The sequence below is a fragment of the Blautia marasmi genome, assembly GCF_900258535.1.
In the GTDB taxonomy this organism is placed as follows: domain Bacteria; phylum Bacillota; class Clostridia; order Lachnospirales; family Lachnospiraceae; genus Blautia; species Blautia hominis.
The window spans coordinates 1,491,855-1,508,342 of record NZ_OIWX01000001.1 but is presented as its reverse complement, the minus strand read 5'-3'; the positions used below and the strand labels follow the sequence as shown (position 1 = coordinate 1,508,342).

The window sequence follows — 16,488 nt, the reverse complement described above, 5'->3', positions numbered from 1 at the left end:
TACAGATGATCAGGCCGGGACGCGGATATCTGCGCCCCGGCCTGATGGTTTACATAATAAAATTTACCGGCCCTGATATTGGAACCAGTCAAAGTCAGCGTGACCGGTGCTGGGCTGGTGGTTGGAACTGGTATACATGCCCAGGTAGACGCCTGTAAAGCCGTTGTTTACAACAGAGCTTAAAAGAGAGGCATCCACGCCGCACAGGAAAGGAAGCAGTTCGGATTCGCTGTATCCATAATAAAAATCGTAGTCAGTGGTATTGCCCTGAACACTTAAATACAGGCGTTTGCTGTCCTTTATTTCTGTTTCTTTTACCAGAGTGCGGCAGCCGTTTTCTGTTTTGTAGAACTGCAGGAAAGGTGTGCAGTCTTTTTTCTTCATAACCATCAGATAGTGGAAACGGTCATCCTGTACCAGCGCGATACCTGCCTCCTCACAGTCTGAAGCAGGCTGAAACTCCATGGCGGTTTTTGCCAGAAAGCTTTTGTGCCGCTGTCTGCGTCCAATGAAAGACGGGGTGCAGATCTCTTCCATGACCTGAGGCCTTGTCATAAGGCGCAGAAAGCCGGGGCGCTCTGTGAGAGAATAGAAGGCTTCTATTGGAGGGTGGATGGTATTCCACTGCATCTGGAGGGTTTCATCTTCAAAATTGTCGGATTCCGGCATAAGCGGATATACAGTGCGGGGCAGTTTGGGAAGACGCTCCTCCTCCTGCACAAGCCCTGTTTCATTGTCGATCATAGGCCAGCCGTCTTCTGCCCATACGAAAGGCACCATGAAAGTCTCACGTCCGAGATTGTAGTGCCCGCCCCGGTAGGGGCGCACGGCCAGCAGCACCATCCACCATTCCCCGTTCTGGGTCTCCACAATATCTGCATGTCCGGTAACGGAAATTGGATTCAGGAGAGGCATATGCCTGTGTGTCACAATAGGATTCCTTGGACAAATCTCATAATCACCGTCAATGGTACGGCAGCGCGCCATCTGTACACTGTGGGTGACAAAGGTACCGCCCTCTGCCACTAACAGGTAATAATATCCGTCCTTTTTATAAATATGGGGAGCCTCGATCCACTTGCTCCTTGTTTTCTTTCCGTCCCAGATAATGGTTCTGGGGCCTTTGAACTGCAGGGTATCAGGGTCTAATTCATTTAAGTAAATGCCGTGATGCCCTTCATAGAGCTTCTCTTCACTGATGAAGTTACCCACGTACCATACAGAGCCGTCATCATCAAAAAACAGACTGGAGTCGATGCCGTCAGCACCTTCCACCACAACCGGGTCACTCCAAGGTCCTGCAGGATTTTTTGCTGTTATGATATAATTATCGCGTTTTGCCTCACGTCCTTCGGAAACGAACGTATTAATAATATAAAAGGTCCCTTCATGGAAACGGATGCTGGGCGCCCAAAGCCCCTCACTGGTTTCGCAGTTTTTGTAGTTGAGCTGATCCGGCCTGTGGATGCCGTGGCCGATCTGCTCCCAGTGGACCAGGTCCCTGCTGTGGAAAATGGGCAGTCCCGGATAGTAGACAAAGGATGAGGTCACCATGTAGTAGTCATCCCCCACACGGCAGATGGATGGGTCCGGGTAAAAACCCGGCAGAAGCGGGTTGTGAAAAGTTTCTTTTAGCATATCGTATTCTCCTTTACAAAATTTCTCCATTTTCTTCATTATAGGCAGGGAATCCATTTTGGTAAATAGAAAAAAACGCCTTTTCCCTGGAAAAAAACGTGATAAAAACATTTTTACAAAACCTGCTCCGTATAGTATAATGGGCAATACAATGAAAGTAGTAACAACATAATACATATGAACAGGAGAAAACTATGGATTTATTAACGTTATTTACGCTGGCGGTTGGCCTGTCCATGGATGCTTTTGCTGTTTCCATCTGCAAAGGGCTTTCCATGGAGAAGCTGAGCATAAAGAACATGACAGTCGTTGGCCTCTGGTTTGGCGGATTCCAGGCGCTGATGCCGGTGATCGGTTATCTGCTGGGAGTACAGTTCAAGAGCAAAATAACTGCCATTGACCATTGGATCGCTTTTATCCTGTTGGGATTTATCGGTATCAATATGATACGGGAGTCCCTGGATAAAGGGGAATCCTGTCCTGTGGCCGGGGTGGATGTAAAGACCATGTTCCCTCTGGCTGTGGCAACCAGCATTGATGCGCTGGCAGTGGGGATCACCTTTGCCTTTCTGGATGTGGCCATCGTTCCGGCGGCCAGCTTCATCGGCATTGTCACATTTGTCTGTTCCATCTTTGGTGTGAAGGTGGGAAATGTCTTTGGCACAAAGTACAAAGCCAAAGCGGAACTTGCGGGCGGTATTATACTGGTGCTTCTGGGGTTGAAAATACTGTTGGAGCATCTGGGTATACTGTAATAAACAAGGAATCAAAAAAGAGAGAGGAGAAATGAGATGAAAAAATTGTTTAAAAGCCTTCCGGTGCGTCTGCTGATCGGCGTAGTTCTGGGTATGGTGATCGGCCTTGTGGCAAACGAGGCTGTCATGAATGTGGTGGTGACTGTCAAATACATTCTGGGGCAGGTGATCACCTTCTGCGTTCCCCTGATCATTATTGGATTTATTGCGCCCTCCATCACCAAGATGGGAAATAACGCCTCAAAAATGCTGGGCGTGGCCCTGTCCATCGCCTACATTTCCTCCATCGGAGCTGCATTTATGGCAATGGGGGCAGGATACGGGCTGATTCCCCACCTGTCCATACAGTCCGAGGTGGAAGGGCTGAAGGAACTGCCAAATGTGGTGTTCCAGCTTGATATCCCGCAGATCATGCCGGTTATGAGTGCGCTGGTATTTTCCATCATGCTGGGTCTGGCGGCAGCGTGGACAAAAGCCCGCTATACAACCGCCATTCTGGATGAGTTCCAGAAGATCGTGCTGAAGATCGTGACAAAATTCATTATTCCCATACTGCCGTTTTTCATTGCTTCCACCTTCTGCGGACTGGCATATGAAGGAACGATCACAAAGCAGCTTCCCGTATTTTTGAAAGTCATTGTCATCGTCATGGCAGGACATTACATCTGGCTTGCGCTTCTGTACGGTATAGCCGGTGCATATTCCGGAAAGAATCCGATGGAAGTCCTGAAATACTACGGACCTGCTTATCTGACCGCAGTGGGTACCATGTCCAGTGCTGCGACTCTGGCAGTGGCTCTTGAGGGTGCAAGAAAGTCAAAAGTCCTGAGAAAAGATATGGTGAATTTCGGTATCCCGCTGTTTGCCAATATCCACCTGTGCGGTTCTGTGCTGACAGAGGTATTCTTTGTCATGACAGTATCTAAAATACTCTATGGTGAGCTGCCGTCTGTGGGGATGATGGTGCTGTTCTGTATGCTTTTGGGTGTGTTTGCCATCGGAGCACCCGGTGTGCCGGGCGGTACGGTCATGGCGTCTCTGGGACTTATTACAGGTGTCCTGCTCTTTGATGAGACGGGAACCGCTCTGATGCTGACCATCTTTGCACTTCAGGACAGCTTCGGAACAGCCTGCAATGTGACCGGAGACGGTGCCCTGACTCTGTTTTTAACAGGATATGCGGAGAAACACAATGTGAAAGAGCAGGAACTGAATATAGAATTCTGATCGTGATCTTTCCACAGGTCTGCGCCGGACTGCATTTCATGCAGCCCGGCGTTTGTCCTGTCGGAACAAACCGGCAGAAGGCAGGACTGTACGGAAAAAAACACATGCAAAGGGGTGTCTTTTAAGAAAAAACACTTGTGTTTGTCAGACGAATATGATAAAGTATAAAACGTTGTGAAAACAACGGCTCTGGAGAGTCTCAGTAAGAGCGCCGAAGGTGTACAGCAGTTTCATCAGCTGCCAATCTCTCAGGCAAAAGGACAGAGTATACACAGATAATATCTTGTATATGTTTTGTCGTACTCTTATGGAGGCTGTGGGAAACCACAGTCTTTTTTGTTCATGATAACAGAAAATGTGTGGTATTTATGAAAAAGAGAGGACGGAAGAAAAAATGTTACAGGTAGTTTTGCAGAAAGTGAATGATTTTATCACATGGTTTGACCAGGTGGTGTGGGGACCGCCGCTGATCGTTCTGATCCTCACCATAGGTATTTACCTGACGGTGAGAATGGGATTTTTACAAATCAGGCACCTGGGAAAAGCACTGAAGTTCATGGTTAAGAATGAGGATGGGGGCAACGGTGAGGTGACCAGCTTCGGCGCCCTCTGTACAGCCATGTCAGCCACCATCGGTACGGGTAATATTGTGGGAGTGGCAACCGCTCTTGCGGCAGGCGGCCCGGGAGCACTGTTCTGGATGGTGCTGGCAGCCTTCTTTGGTATGGCCACCAAATACGCAGAGGGTGTGCTTGCCATAAAATACCGTACCATTGACAGTGACGGACATGTGCTGGGCGGACCTTTTTATTATATAGAAAACGGCATGGGAGTCAGATGGAGATGGCTGGCTAAGATATTCGCCTTTTTCGGAGCCGGCGTGGGACTTCTGGGGATCGGAACCTTTACCCAGGTAAATGGTATATCCTCTGCGGTATGCAACTTTTTTGACCCGGAGAAAGCCAATACAGTATCTCTGCTGGGCAGCAGTTATTCTATTGCCACCGTCATCGCAGGCCTTATCCTGACTGTGTGCGTGGGCCTGGTAGTCATCGGCGGGCTGAAGCGGATCGCACAGGTCTCTCAGGTTGTTGTGCCGTTTATGGCTGTTTTGTATTTTATATTTGCGTTTATTATCCTTGTGACCCATCTGGGAGAGATCCCCGCGGCGGCTGTATCCATTGTAAAAAGCGCGTTTTCCGGCAGTGCCCTGGCAGGCGGTGCCATGGGGACCATGATGGTTGCCATGCAGAAGGGAATTGCCAGAGGTATTTTCTCCAATGAAGCGGGACTTGGCAGTGCGCCTATCGCAGCCGCCGCAGCACAGACAAAATCTCCGGTGCGTCAGGGGCTTGTATCTATGACAGGTACTTTTATTGACACCATTGTCATATGTACAATGACAGGCCTGTCCATCGTTGTGACAGGAACCTGGAACACAGGGCTGGAGGGTGTGGCTATCACCACCGCCGCATTCCAAAAAGGGCTGCCGTTTCCTCCTGTTGTGGCGTCGGTAGTGCTGATGGTATGCCTTGTGTTTTTTGCCTTTACTACCATCTTGGGATGGAATTATTATGGGGAGCGCTGCATTGAATACCTTTTCAACAGAAACAGGAAAGTGGTCAAGGGGTACCGCTGGCTGTATATCCTGGCAATCTTTATCGGACCTTATATGACTGTGCAGGCTGTATGGAACATTGCCGATATCTTCAACGCCCTCATGGCATTCCCCAATCTGATCGCGCTAGCTGCTCTGAGCCGTGTAGTGTTTGCGGAGACAAAAGCTTATTTCGGGAAATCGGCTGCTGAACAGGAGAATGGTATCTCAGAGGTGCAGGCAGGATTGTAGAGAGCTAAGATATGGACGGAGGTGTCGTATAGCAATGCGTACAGACATACTCCGGAACATCCGGAAGTGAAAAAACGGCTGTCAGTCAGAAATGCAGCCGTAATTTTCCTTCCGGTTTTTTTATATAAAATAAATGGATAAAAATAGTAAAGATTAGGCTATGCAAACTTGTCGAAATGTATTATAATAAGAACAAAGAAAGTGGTAACAGTTCAGACAAGCTGAACCGTTACGCATCCAGCCATTAAAAATCGCTTCGCGATGGGCAGGATGCCTGCTGGCACTACTTCTTCATGCGGTCAGCGCAGTAAATGCGCAGACCGGTCTGAACTGTTACAGAAAGTGTTCCGGTTTAAGGAAAATTAAGAGATTTGCTGTTGCAACTTGTCGAGAAAAAAGGTATCATGAAATGGAATATCTAGTGTAAGCGGAGATGGGAGTATAATGATGGAAGACGAAAGAGATCTGGAGTACGAGCGGCGAAGACAGGAACGCATGCGCAGGCGAAGGCTTGAGAAGAAGCGGCAGATGCGCAGACGAAGGATAATGCGCCTGGTAGCTATGGCAGCAGTATTGGTGCTGGTGATCGGTCTGGTGGGAACAGGCATACATAAGCTGATCTCGGGTAAGACAGGGGTCCCGAAGGAAGGCGCTGTGGAGGTTAAGGCTCAGACGACCTCCCAGGAAGATACATCAGCGGCCACAAAACAGCCGGTTATGGGAGCCGCAGATTTGGCGAAAATGGCATCCGCCGGTGTGATGGGCTGGCAGCAGGATGACAAGGGCTGGTGGTACCGTGATACGGACGGAACCTTTTTTAAAGGTGGATGGAAAGAGATTGAAGGCTCAAGATACTATTTTGATGAGAACGGCTATATGAAGACCGGATGGCTGGAGCTGGACGGTGAAGACTACTTTTTTGATGACAGCGGAAAATACGACGAGACAAAGAAGCGGCCCATGGTTGCTTTGACTTTTGATGATGGTCCGGGGGAACATACAGAAGAACTGCTGGATTGTCTGACAAAAAATAATGCAAAGGCTACATTCTTTATGCTGGGTTCCAATGCAGCAGCATTTCCTGATGTGGTGAAGGACTTGAAGGATGCCGGTATGGAACTGGGAAATCATACATATGACCATCTGGATTTGACTACATTGGATTCAGAGAGTGTCACCAGTCAGATCAAAAGGACCAATGATGCCATTTCCGGTGCGGCAGGTGTGCCTGCGACTGTGATGCGCCCGCCGGGCGGTGCTTATAATGAGTCCGTGCAGGCCGCAGTTGGGATGCCGGTGATCATGTGGAGTATTGATACAAAGGACTGGCTGACTAAGAGTGAGGACCAGACGTATCAGGTGACCGTTGACAATGTTAAAGACGGTTCTATCGTCCTGATGCACGATATTCATGAATGGTCTGTAAAAGCAGCTATTCGTGTGATCCCGGAACTGGTGGAACAGGGCTACAAACTGGTAACCGTAAGTGAATTGGCAGAAGCCAAGGGTATCAAGCTGGAAAATGGTGCAGCTCATTACTTCTTCGGCGAAGGAGAGCAGCAGGTAGAGTAGTGCGGCAGGAGAATTACGGACATACCCCCTCAGACAGAAATGCCTGAGGGGTATTTTTATGTCCATTATGAGAACTGGCATGGTTAAAAATGTCAAAACTGGCATTTGAAAAAAGGACAGATGACGTCTATAATTCATAACAACCAAAAGAATAAAGGTTTCTCACAAGAGAGGAAAAGCAGAAAGGGAGTTAAGAATGGAAGACAGATATACGTTGAATAAGGAGCTGGCCCAGATGCTGAAGGGCGGCGTTATCATGGATGTAACGACACCGGAACAGGCCAGGATCGCGGAGGAGGCAGGTGCCTGTGCGGTCATGGCGCTGGAAAGGATACCTGCGGATATCCGGGCAGCAGGCGGTGTGGCGAGAATGAGTGACCCGAAGATGATCCAGGGAATCCAGGCGGCTGTATCTATACCGGTTATGGCAAAATGCAGGATCGGGCATTTTGCGGAGGCACAGATCCTGGAGGCCATAGAGATTGATTACATAGATGAAAGTGAGGTCCTCTCCCCTGCGGATGATGTATACCATATAGACAAGAGAAAATTTCAGGTACCTTTCGTGTGCGGAGCAAAAGACCTGGGTGAGGCACTGCGCAGGATCAATGAGGGCGCGTCCATGATCCGCACAAAAGGGGAGCCGGGTACAGGAGATATTATCCAGGCCGTGCGCCATATGCGTATGATGCAGGGGGAAATACGCAGGATCACCTCCATGGAGGAGGATGAGCTGTATAACAAGGCAAAGGAACTTGCAGTTCCTTATGACCTGGTAGTATATGTGAAGGAACAGGGAAAGCTTCCTGTGGTCAACTTCGCGGCAGGTGGTGTGGCAACTCCGGCAGACGCGGCGCTGATGATGCAGCTTGGAGCAGAGGGCGTGTTTGTGGGTTCAGGCATCTTTAAGTCAGGGAATCCCCAGAAGCGCGCGGCTGCAATTGTAAAAGCGGTGACAAACTATAAGGATGCCGGGATGATAGCAGAGCTGTCCATGGATCTGGGGGAAGCTATGGTAGGCATTAATGAGCAGGAGATAGAACTGCTCATGGCTGAGAGAGGGAAATGATGAGGATTGGTATTCTGGCACTTCAGGGTGCCTTTGCAGAACACAGGAGTATGTTGGAAGGCCTGGGAGCAGACTGCGTGGAGATCAGGCAGAGGGCAGATCTTATGGGGGATCTGGATGCTCTTGTTCTTCCCGGCGGGGAGAGTACGGTCATGAGGAAACTGCTCACAGAACTTAAACTTCTGTATCCGATCAAGAAAAGTATAGAGGAAGGTATGCCGGTTATGGGAACCTGTGCCGGTTTGATCCTGCTGGCTGAGCATGTGGCGGGAGGGGAGCCCTGCTTCGGAACAATGCCGGTCACTGTCAGGCGCAATGCTTACGGCAGGCAGTTGGGAAGTTTTCAGACTGCCGGGGACATGAAAGGAATAGGGCAGTTTCCCATGACATTTATACGGGCACCTTATATAGAAGAAGTGTGCGGTGATGCGGAGATCTTGTCTGTCATAGGCGGAAAGATAGTAGCAGCCCGTTATGGCAGTCAGCTTGGCCTGGCTTTTCATCCGGAGCTTACAGGCAATCCTGAAATACACAGGTATTTTATAGAGGAGATATGCGGCAGGTGATCACAGGGGAGTGAAAGATAGGGAGGCCCATTTGCGGGACCTCCCTATTGATATAGAAGAGTTATTCTCCATAATATGCCTTTAAGTAAAGATCTTTCATCTCAGACATCAGAGGATATCTGGGGTTAGCGCCGGTACACTGGTCATTGAAGGCGTTCTCAACCATTTCATCCAGTGTTTTCAGATAGGCCTTTTCCTCAATTCCATAATCTTTGATGGTTTTCTTGATACCCACCTTTTCCTTCAGTTCAGCAATGGCTTTCAGGAAGTTTTCAAATACCTCATCCTCATCTTTACCCTGGATACCGATAAAACGTGCGATCTCGCAGTATCTCTCTTTTGCGTGAGGATATGGATACTGGGAGAAGGTTCCCATCTTGACCGGAGCAGGATCCGCATTGTAGCGCATGACCAGTTCGATCAAGAGCGCATTGGCTACGCCGTGGGGCAGGTGATGGTAAGCGCCAAGTTTATGTGCCATGGAGTGGCAGATCCCCAGGAAGGCATTGGCAAAGGCCATACCGGCAAGGGTGGACGCATTGGCCATCTTCTCTCTGGCAACAGGGTCAGCGGCACCTTTTTCGTAAGCTGCGGGCAGGTAGTCAAAGATTAGTTTTACAGCCTTTAAGGCCACACCGTCTGTATAATCGGTTGCCATGATGGAAGCGTAAGCCTCCAGTGCGTGGGTCAGGGCATCAATGCCGGATGCGCTTGTTAAGCCTTTGGGCTGTGTCATCATAAAGTCTGCATCAATGATGGCCATGTTTGGCAGAAGCTCATAGTCTGCAATGGGCCATTTGGTTCCCGTGACTTCGTCTGTGATAATGGCAAATGGTGTTACCTCAGAACCGGTACCGGAGGAAGTGGGGATGGAGACCATCATAGCTTTTTCCCCCATTTTCGGGAAGGTGTAGACTCTCTTGCGGATATCCATGAAATCCATAGCCAAATCTTCAAAATCACATTCCGGGTGTTCATACATGAGCCACATGATCTTTGCCGCATCCATGGAGGAACCGCCTCCCAGGGCAATGATCACATCAGGTTCAAAGGCTTTAAGCTGTGCCAGTCCCCTCCGAGCGCACTGGAGCGTGGGGTCAGGTGTGACATCAAAGAAGCAGCTGTATGGTATGCCCATTTCATCCAGTTTGTCGGTGATCGGTTTTGTGTGGCCGTTTTTGTACAGGAAAGTATCGGTTACCAGGAAGGCTTTTTTCTTGCAATAGACATTTTTCAGTTCATCCAGGGCAACAGGCAGGCAGCCCTTTTTAAAATATACTTTTTCAGGTACTCGGAACCACAACATGTTTTCTCTCCTCTCAGCAACCGTTTTGGTGTTCAGCAGATGCTTTACGCCTACGTTCTCAGACACGGAGTTGCCGCCGTAAGAACCGCAGCCCAGTGTGAGGGAAGGGGCAAGTTTAAAGTTGTAAAGATCACCGATGCCGCCCTGGGCGGAGGGGGTATTGATCAAGATACGGCAGGCTTTCATGCGGTCTGCATGTTTTTCCATCTTTTCTGTCTGGGACGGGTGGATATAGAGCGCTGCTGTATGTCCGTAACCTCCGTCTTTGACAAGCTGGTCAGCCATATCAAGAGCTGTATCAAAATCCTCAGCTTTGTAGAGCGCAAGGACGGGGGAAAGCTTTTCATGGGCAAAAGGTTCGGAGACGTCTACAGAGGATACTTCCCCGATCAGTATCTTTGTATTTTTTTCCACAGTCACACCAGCCATCTCGGCGATCACAGAGGCAGGCTGGCCAACGATTTTGGGATTTACGGTTCCTGCGTCTGTCAGTATGATCTTCCGTACTTTATCCAATTCTTCGCTGCTCAGTACATGGCAGCCTCTTTTTACAAATTCCTTTTTCACATTATCATAAATGTCGGCAATGGCGGTCACAGACTGTTCCGATGCACAGATCATGCCATTGTCAAAGGTTTTGGAATGGATGACAGAGTAAACCGCAGTAGGGATATCGCAGGTGCTGTCCATGATGACAGGGGTGTTGCCCGGTCCGACGCCGATGGCAGGTTTTCCGGAGGAATAGGCGGCTTTTACCATTCCGGGACCGCCTGTTGCCAGGATCACGTCCACGGATCTCATCAGCTCATTGGAAAGCTCAATGGTGGGTTCCTCCACCCAGCCGATGATTCCCTCAGGTGCCCCTGCTTTCACTGCAGCTTCCAGGATGATTCTGGCTGCTTCAATGGTGGATCTTTTTGCACGGGGATGCGGGCTTATTATGATTGCATTTCTGGTCTTCAGGCAGATCAAACATTTGAAGATAGCAGTGGACGTGGGGTTCGTAGTAGGGATGACAGCTCCCACAATTCCCACAGGCTCTGCGATCTTTTTTATGCCGAATGATTTGTCTTCCTCCACCACACCGCAGGTTTTTACTCTTTTATAAGCATTGTAGGTGTACTCAGCCGCGTAATGGTTCTTGATCACTTTATCTTCCACAATACCCATTCCGGTTTCGGCTACAGCCAGCTTTGCCAGCGGGATACGTTCCTTGTTGGCAGCCATAGCGGCGGCGAAAAAGATCTTATCTACCTGCTCCTGGGTATAGGATGCGAATATTTTCTGGGCTTCTTTCATAGAAGCGATCTTTGCCTGTAATGCCTCCAGGCTGTTCACGGTCTTTGGCATTTCTGCTTCTGTTTTCTTTTCCATGTGATATCCTCCCTTATAATGAATTGATAATTTTTTAACGATAAACGCATTATATAATACTGTTAAAAGTTTGTCAATATATAAAGTGAAAATTGATTAGTTAAATTTTGCCAGTGTTTGTACAAGGAATAGATGTTTAACTTGATGTAAAAATTTATTTAATATTGAAAATAGAAAAAAGTAATATAAAATTCTGATAATTAAAAGGGGATTTCACAAAGGCATGATGGGAGAAAAGGTAAGAAATTGATAAAAAATAAACGAAATCAAACGGGGAAATGGGCGGGTGAAAACACCCGCCCATATAAATTTCAGGATTATTTATTCTCCGTAATAAGCTTTCAGATAGATTTCTTTCATCTCAGACATCAGCGGATATCTGGGGTTGGCGCCTGTACACTGGTCATTGAAGGCATCTTCCACCATCTGGTCCAGGGTAGCAAGGAATGCTTTCTCATCTATGCCATATTCTCTGATCGTCCGCTTGATCCCAACTCTTTCTTTCAGCTTGGCAATGGCTTCGATGAAATTGTCAAACACTTCATCATCGTTTTTGCCCTTGATGCCGATAAAACGTGCAACCTCGCAGTACCTCTCCTTTGCGTGAGGATAAGGATACTGGGAGAAGGTTCCCATCTTAACCGGAGCCGGGTCAGCGTTGTAGCGCATTACCAGTTCGATTAGCAGGGAGTTGGCTATGCCGTGCTGTACATGATGGTAAGCACCCAGCTTATGTGCCATGGAGTGGCAGATTCCCAGGAATGCATTGGCGAAAGCCATACCGGCCAGTGTGGAGGCATTTGCCATTTTCTCCCTTGCAACCGGGTCACCGGCGCCGTTCTCGTATGCGGACGGCAGATAATCAAAGATAAGCTGTACCGCTTTCAGCGCAATACCATCGGTGTAATCGGTAGCCATAATGGAAGCGTATGCTTCTAAGGCATGGGTCAGGGCGTCAATACCGGAGGAGCTTGTCAGTCCCTTTGGCTGGCTCATCATGAAGTCCACATCTATGATCGCCATGTTTGGCAGAAGCTCATAGTCTGCGATAGGCCATTTGGTGCCGGTGGTCTTGTCCGTGATGATGGCAAAAGGTGTTACCTCGGAACCGGTACCTGAAGATGTGGGAACAGATACCATCAGTGCCTTTTCTCCCATCTTGGGGAACTCATAGACTCGCTTGCGGATATCCATGAAGTCCATGGCTAAATCTTCAAAATCACATTCCGGGTGCTCATACATGAGCCACATGATCTTGGCAGCATCCATAGCGGAACCGCCGCCCAGGGCAATGATCACATCAGGGCCGAAGGCATTTAACTGCTCCAGGCCTTTCTGCGCACACTGCAGAGTGGGGTCAGGTGTTACATCAAAGAAACAGCTGTACGGAATGCCCATCTCATCCAGTTTGTCTGTGATCGGTTTGGTATGGCCGTTCTGATACAGGAATGTATCGGTTACCAGGAAGGCTTTTTTCTTGCCGTATACGTGTTTCAGCTCATCGAGAGCAACCGGCAGACAGCCTTTTTTGAAATATACCTTTTCCGGGACTCTGAACCAAAGCATGTTCTCTCTCCTTTCGGCAACGGTTTTGGTATTCAGCAGGTGTTTGACACCTACGTTCTCGGATACAGAGTTGCCGCCGTAGGAACCGCAGCCCAGGGTCAGGGACGGAGCCAGCTTGAAGTTGTAAAGGTCACCGATTCCTCCTTGGGAGGATGGGGTGTTGACCAGGATACGGCAGGCCTTCATGCGGTCTGCGTGCTGTGCCATTTTCTCCGTCTGGGACGGATGAATATATAAGGATGCAGTATGTCCATAACCGCCGTCTTTGATCAACTGGTCAGCCATGTCAAGTGCTGTATCAAAGTCCTTTGCTTTATAGAGGGCAAGGACAGGGGATAATTTCTCATGCGCAAACGGTTCTGAGATATCCACGGAAGTTACCTCACCGATGAGGATCTTCGTCTCTTTGGGGACAGTTACGCCTGCCATCTCTGCAATGACTGCTGCAGGCTGGCCTACGATCTTAGGATTGACGGTACCGGCTTCTGTCAGGATGATCTTGCGTACCTTGTCCAGATCTGTCTTATTTAATACATGGCAGCCTCTCTTTATAAATTCCTTTTTCACGTCATCGTAGATATCTGCCACTGCAGTAACGGACTGCTCAGAAGCACAGATCATGCCGTTGTCAAAGGTCTTGGAATGGATAACAGAATATACCGCTGTAGGAACATCACAGGAGCTGTCCATAATAACTGGAACATTACCGGGACCGACGCCGATCGCCGGCTTCCCGGAGGAGTACGCGGCTTTGACCATTCCGGGGCCGCCTGTTGCCAGGATAACATCCACGGATTTCATCAGTTCGTTGGAAAGCTCAATGGTGGGCTCTTCAACCCAGCCGATAATACCTTCCGGCGCGCCTGCTTTCACTGCGGCATCAAGTACGATCTTCGCTGCTTCGATGGTACATTTTTTAGCTCTCGGATGAGGACTGATGATGATGGCATTTCTTGTTTTCAGACAGATCAGACATTTGAAGATAGCTGTGGATGTGGGGTTGGTGGTGGGGATGACCGCACCTACGATGCCCACCGGTTCAGCGATCTTTTTGATGCCGTATGAGGTGTCCTGTTCCACCACGCCGCAGGTCTTAACACGTTTGTATGTGTTATAAGTATACTCGGCTGCGTAATGGTTCTTGATAACTTTGTCCTCCACAATGCCCATTCCGGTCTCGGCGACAGCCAGCTTTGCCAGCGGGATACGCTGTTTGTTAGCTGCCATGGCTGCCTCGAAGAAAATCCTGTCTACCTGCTCTTGTGTGAAGGCGGAAAACTTTCTCTGTGCTTCTCTCATGGAAGCGATCTTTTCCTGCAGTGCTTCCACGCTGTTGATGGGTTCCGGGGCTTTGTTCTCTGGTTTTTTTGCCATAGAAATCCTCCTTAAAAATTTTTTGGTTTGAGCCCTTACTCATTGAAGTACCTGAAGTTTTTATGTTCCGTCTTGTCTGTTGGTATAAATTATCTTACCATAAAATGGATGTAAAAACAATAAAAACCAACAAGTATTTTGTATAAATTATTAAAAGTCAGAATATTGCAGAATATTCTGAAAAATATAGACAAAAGTATGCCGCCATACCTGAAAAAGATATGACGGCATCGGTATTTCTTATTTTTTATACCCTTCACGTTTACGGAGACGGGAATCCAGAATCTTTTTGCGGATCCTGAGTGACTTGGGGGTCACTTCAAGCAGTTCATCCGTGTCAATAAACTCCAGGGCCTGCTCTAAGCTGAGAACCTTAGGCGGAGTAAGCTTCAGGGCTTCATCAGCGGAGGAGGAGCGGGTATTGGTCAGATGTTTGGTCTTACATACGTTCAGCTCAATATCTTCCGGTTTGGCGCTCTCGCCGATCACCATACCGCTGTACACTTTCTCGCCGGCGCTGACAAAAAGTGTACCTCTGTCCTGGGCGGAGAAGAGGCCGTAGGTTACGGTCTCACCTGCCTCAAAGGCGATCAAAGAGCCAAGCTTGCGGTAGAACATATCACCTTTGTACGGAGCGTAGCCGTCGAAGGCAGTGTTCATGATTCCGGTACCCTTTGTGGAGGTGAGGAAATCGCCGCGGAAACCGATAAGTCCTCTGGAAGGGATATGGTATTCCAGACGCACGGTTCCGTCACTTGACGGGCTCATGCCCTGCAGTTCACCTTTACGTTCATTTAATTTATTGATGATGGTTCCTGAGAATTCTTCCGGTACATCTATATAGGCGATCTCTACCGGTTCCATTTTCTTGCCGCGTTCATCCTCGTGATAGATGACTTCCGCTTTGCTGACTGCGAACTCGTAGCCTTCCCGCCGCATATTTTCAATCAATACGGAGAGATGAAGCTCACCCCTTCCGGATACTTTGAAGCAGTCTGTGCTCTCTGTATCTTCCACGCGGAGACTCACGTCAGTGTTCAGCTCGCGCATCAGGCGCTCCCTTAAATGGCGGGAGGTGATGAATTTACCTTCCTGACCGGCCAGGGGGCTGTCATTTACCAGGAAATTCATGGAGATGGTAGGCTCTGATATTTTCTGGAAAGGGATGGCTTCCGGATTGTCCGGTGAGCAGAGGGTATCACCGATATGGATGTCCGCGATACCGGATATGGCTACAATAGAACCAAAGCCTGCTTCTTTTACCTCTACTTTTCCAAGTCCGTCGAATTCATAGAGTTTGCTGATCTTAACTTTTTTCTTTTTATCCGGGTCATGATGGTTCAGAAGGAGCACTTCCTGGTTTACGGAGATGGAACCGTTCTCCACCTTGCCTACTCCGATACGTCCTACATATTCATTGTAGTCAATGGTGCTGATAAGAACCTGTGTGCCTGCTTCCGGGTCACCTTCCGGGGCAGGGATGTATTTGAGAATGGTCTCAAATAAGGGCTCCATATTCTCCGGTGAATCAGATAAGTCCAGAACTGCATGGCCTGCCTTGGCGGAGGCATACAGGAACGGACAGTCAAGCTGGTCGTCAGAGGCATCCAGATCCATAAGGAGCTCCAGCACCTCGTCGATTACCTCATCGGGACGTGCTTCCGGACGGTCGATCTTATTGATACATACAATAACATGCAGGTCAAGCTCCAGGGCTTTTTTCAGCACGAATTTGGTCTGGGGCATAGCGCCCTCGAAGGCATCCACCAGCAGGATGACGCCGTTCACCATTTTCAGGACACGCTCCACTTCGCCGCCGAAATCTGCATGGCCCGGTGTATCTATGATATTGATCTTTGTATCCTTATAGTAAATTGCTGTATTTTTAGAAAGTATTGTGATACCGCGCTCGCGTTCAATATCATTGGAGTCCATAACGCGTTCCTGGACTTCCTGGTTTTCGCGGAAGACACCGCTCTGTTTCAGAAGCTGATCCACGAGTGTCGTTTTGCCGTGGTCAACATGGGCAATGATTGCTACGTTTCTGATGTTTTCTCTTTTCGTTTTCATAAATAACCTCTTTTCTAATGGAAAAACCGCATTTTTACGGCTAAATCCAGTCACATTCTATCACACTTATGAGTAAATACAAAGTGGAAATAAATATTTTTTTCAAAAAAATGAAAAAAAGT

At 48.5% G+C, this 16,488-nt stretch carries 10 protein-coding genes and 1 riboswitch; of the genes, 6 read left to right on the top strand and 4 right to left on the bottom strand.

All coding sequences use genetic code 11. The features are described 5' to 3' along the window. Positions 1–63: 63 nt before the first annotated feature. Positions 64–1,638 carry a glycoside hydrolase family 43 protein gene (locus C6P39_RS06690; protein WP_104805873.1) on the bottom strand — a complete coding sequence of 525 codons (1,575 nt, stop codon included), beginning with the start codon at positions 1,636–1,638 and terminating at the stop codon, positions 64–66. A gap of 194 nt (positions 1,639–1,832) precedes the next feature. Here C6P39_RS06690 and C6P39_RS06685 point away from each other — a divergent pair, with 194 nt between their 5' ends. From C6P39_RS06685 to pdxT, 6 genes are all read left to right on the top strand, one after another. Further along, positions 1,833–2,393 (top strand): manganese efflux pump MntP, encoded by a 561-nt coding sequence (locus C6P39_RS06685; RefSeq protein WP_095175609.1) that lies wholly within the window; start codon positions 1,833–1,835, stop codon positions 2,391–2,393. Between the two features lie 36 nt (positions 2,394–2,429). Beyond that, positions 2,430–3,620 carry a dicarboxylate/amino acid:cation symporter gene (locus tag C6P39_RS06680; RefSeq protein ID WP_065544392.1) on the top strand — a complete coding sequence of 397 codons (1,191 nt, stop codon included), beginning with the start codon at positions 2,430–2,432 and terminating at the stop codon, positions 3,618–3,620. A gap of 179 nt (positions 3,621–3,799) precedes the next feature. Beyond that, positions 3,800–3,894, top strand: a riboswitch (glycine riboswitch). Positions 3,895–4,014: 120 nt separating this feature from the next. Further along, the gene (locus tag C6P39_RS06675; protein WP_095175684.1) at positions 4,015–5,469 is read left to right on the top strand and encodes an alanine/glycine:cation symporter family protein; all 1,455 of its coding nucleotides are present in this window, start codon (positions 4,015–4,017) and stop codon (positions 5,467–5,469) included. Between the two features lie 444 nt (positions 5,470–5,913). Next, a complete protein-coding gene (locus C6P39_RS06670) occupies positions 5,914–7,041 on the top strand; it encodes a polysaccharide deacetylase family protein (protein WP_095175607.1) in 1,128 nt (375 codons plus the stop codon). 196 nt (positions 7,042–7,237) lie between these two features. Continuing rightward, a complete protein-coding gene (pdxS, locus tag C6P39_RS06665; protein WP_095175606.1) occupies positions 7,238–8,110 on the top strand; it encodes a pyridoxal 5'-phosphate synthase lyase subunit PdxS in 873 nt (290 codons plus the stop codon). Next, complete coding sequence (gene pdxT, locus C6P39_RS06660; RefSeq protein WP_104805872.1) at positions 8,110–8,676, top strand: pyridoxal 5'-phosphate synthase glutaminase subunit PdxT; 567 nt, start codon at positions 8,110–8,112, stop codon at positions 8,674–8,676. The genes pdxS and pdxT overlap by 1 nt, the downstream gene beginning before the upstream one ends. A gap of 61 nt (positions 8,677–8,737) precedes the next feature. Here the strand turns inward: pdxT and adhE (C6P39_RS06655) are convergent, their stop codons facing one another. The 3 genes from adhE (C6P39_RS06655) to typA all read right to left on the bottom strand — a co-directional run bounded on the left by adhE (C6P39_RS06655) (position 8,738) and on the right by typA (position 16,366). Further along, the gene (adhE, locus tag C6P39_RS06655) at positions 8,738–11,356 is read right to left on the bottom strand and encodes a bifunctional acetaldehyde-CoA/alcohol dehydrogenase (RefSeq protein WP_104803226.1); all 2,619 of its coding nucleotides are present in this window, start codon (positions 11,354–11,356) and stop codon (positions 8,738–8,740) included. A gap of 321 nt (positions 11,357–11,677) precedes the next feature. Then, on the bottom strand, positions 11,678–14,296 hold the full coding sequence (adhE, locus tag C6P39_RS06650; RefSeq protein ID WP_104803225.1) for a bifunctional acetaldehyde-CoA/alcohol dehydrogenase: 2,619 nt from the start codon (positions 14,294–14,296) through the stop codon (positions 11,678–11,680). 240 nt (positions 14,297–14,536) lie between these two features. Then, the gene (gene typA / locus C6P39_RS06645) at positions 14,537–16,366 is read right to left on the bottom strand and encodes a translational GTPase TypA (RefSeq protein WP_095175602.1); all 1,830 of its coding nucleotides are present in this window, start codon (positions 16,364–16,366) and stop codon (positions 14,537–14,539) included. Between the last annotated feature and the right edge of the window lie 122 nt (positions 16,367–16,488).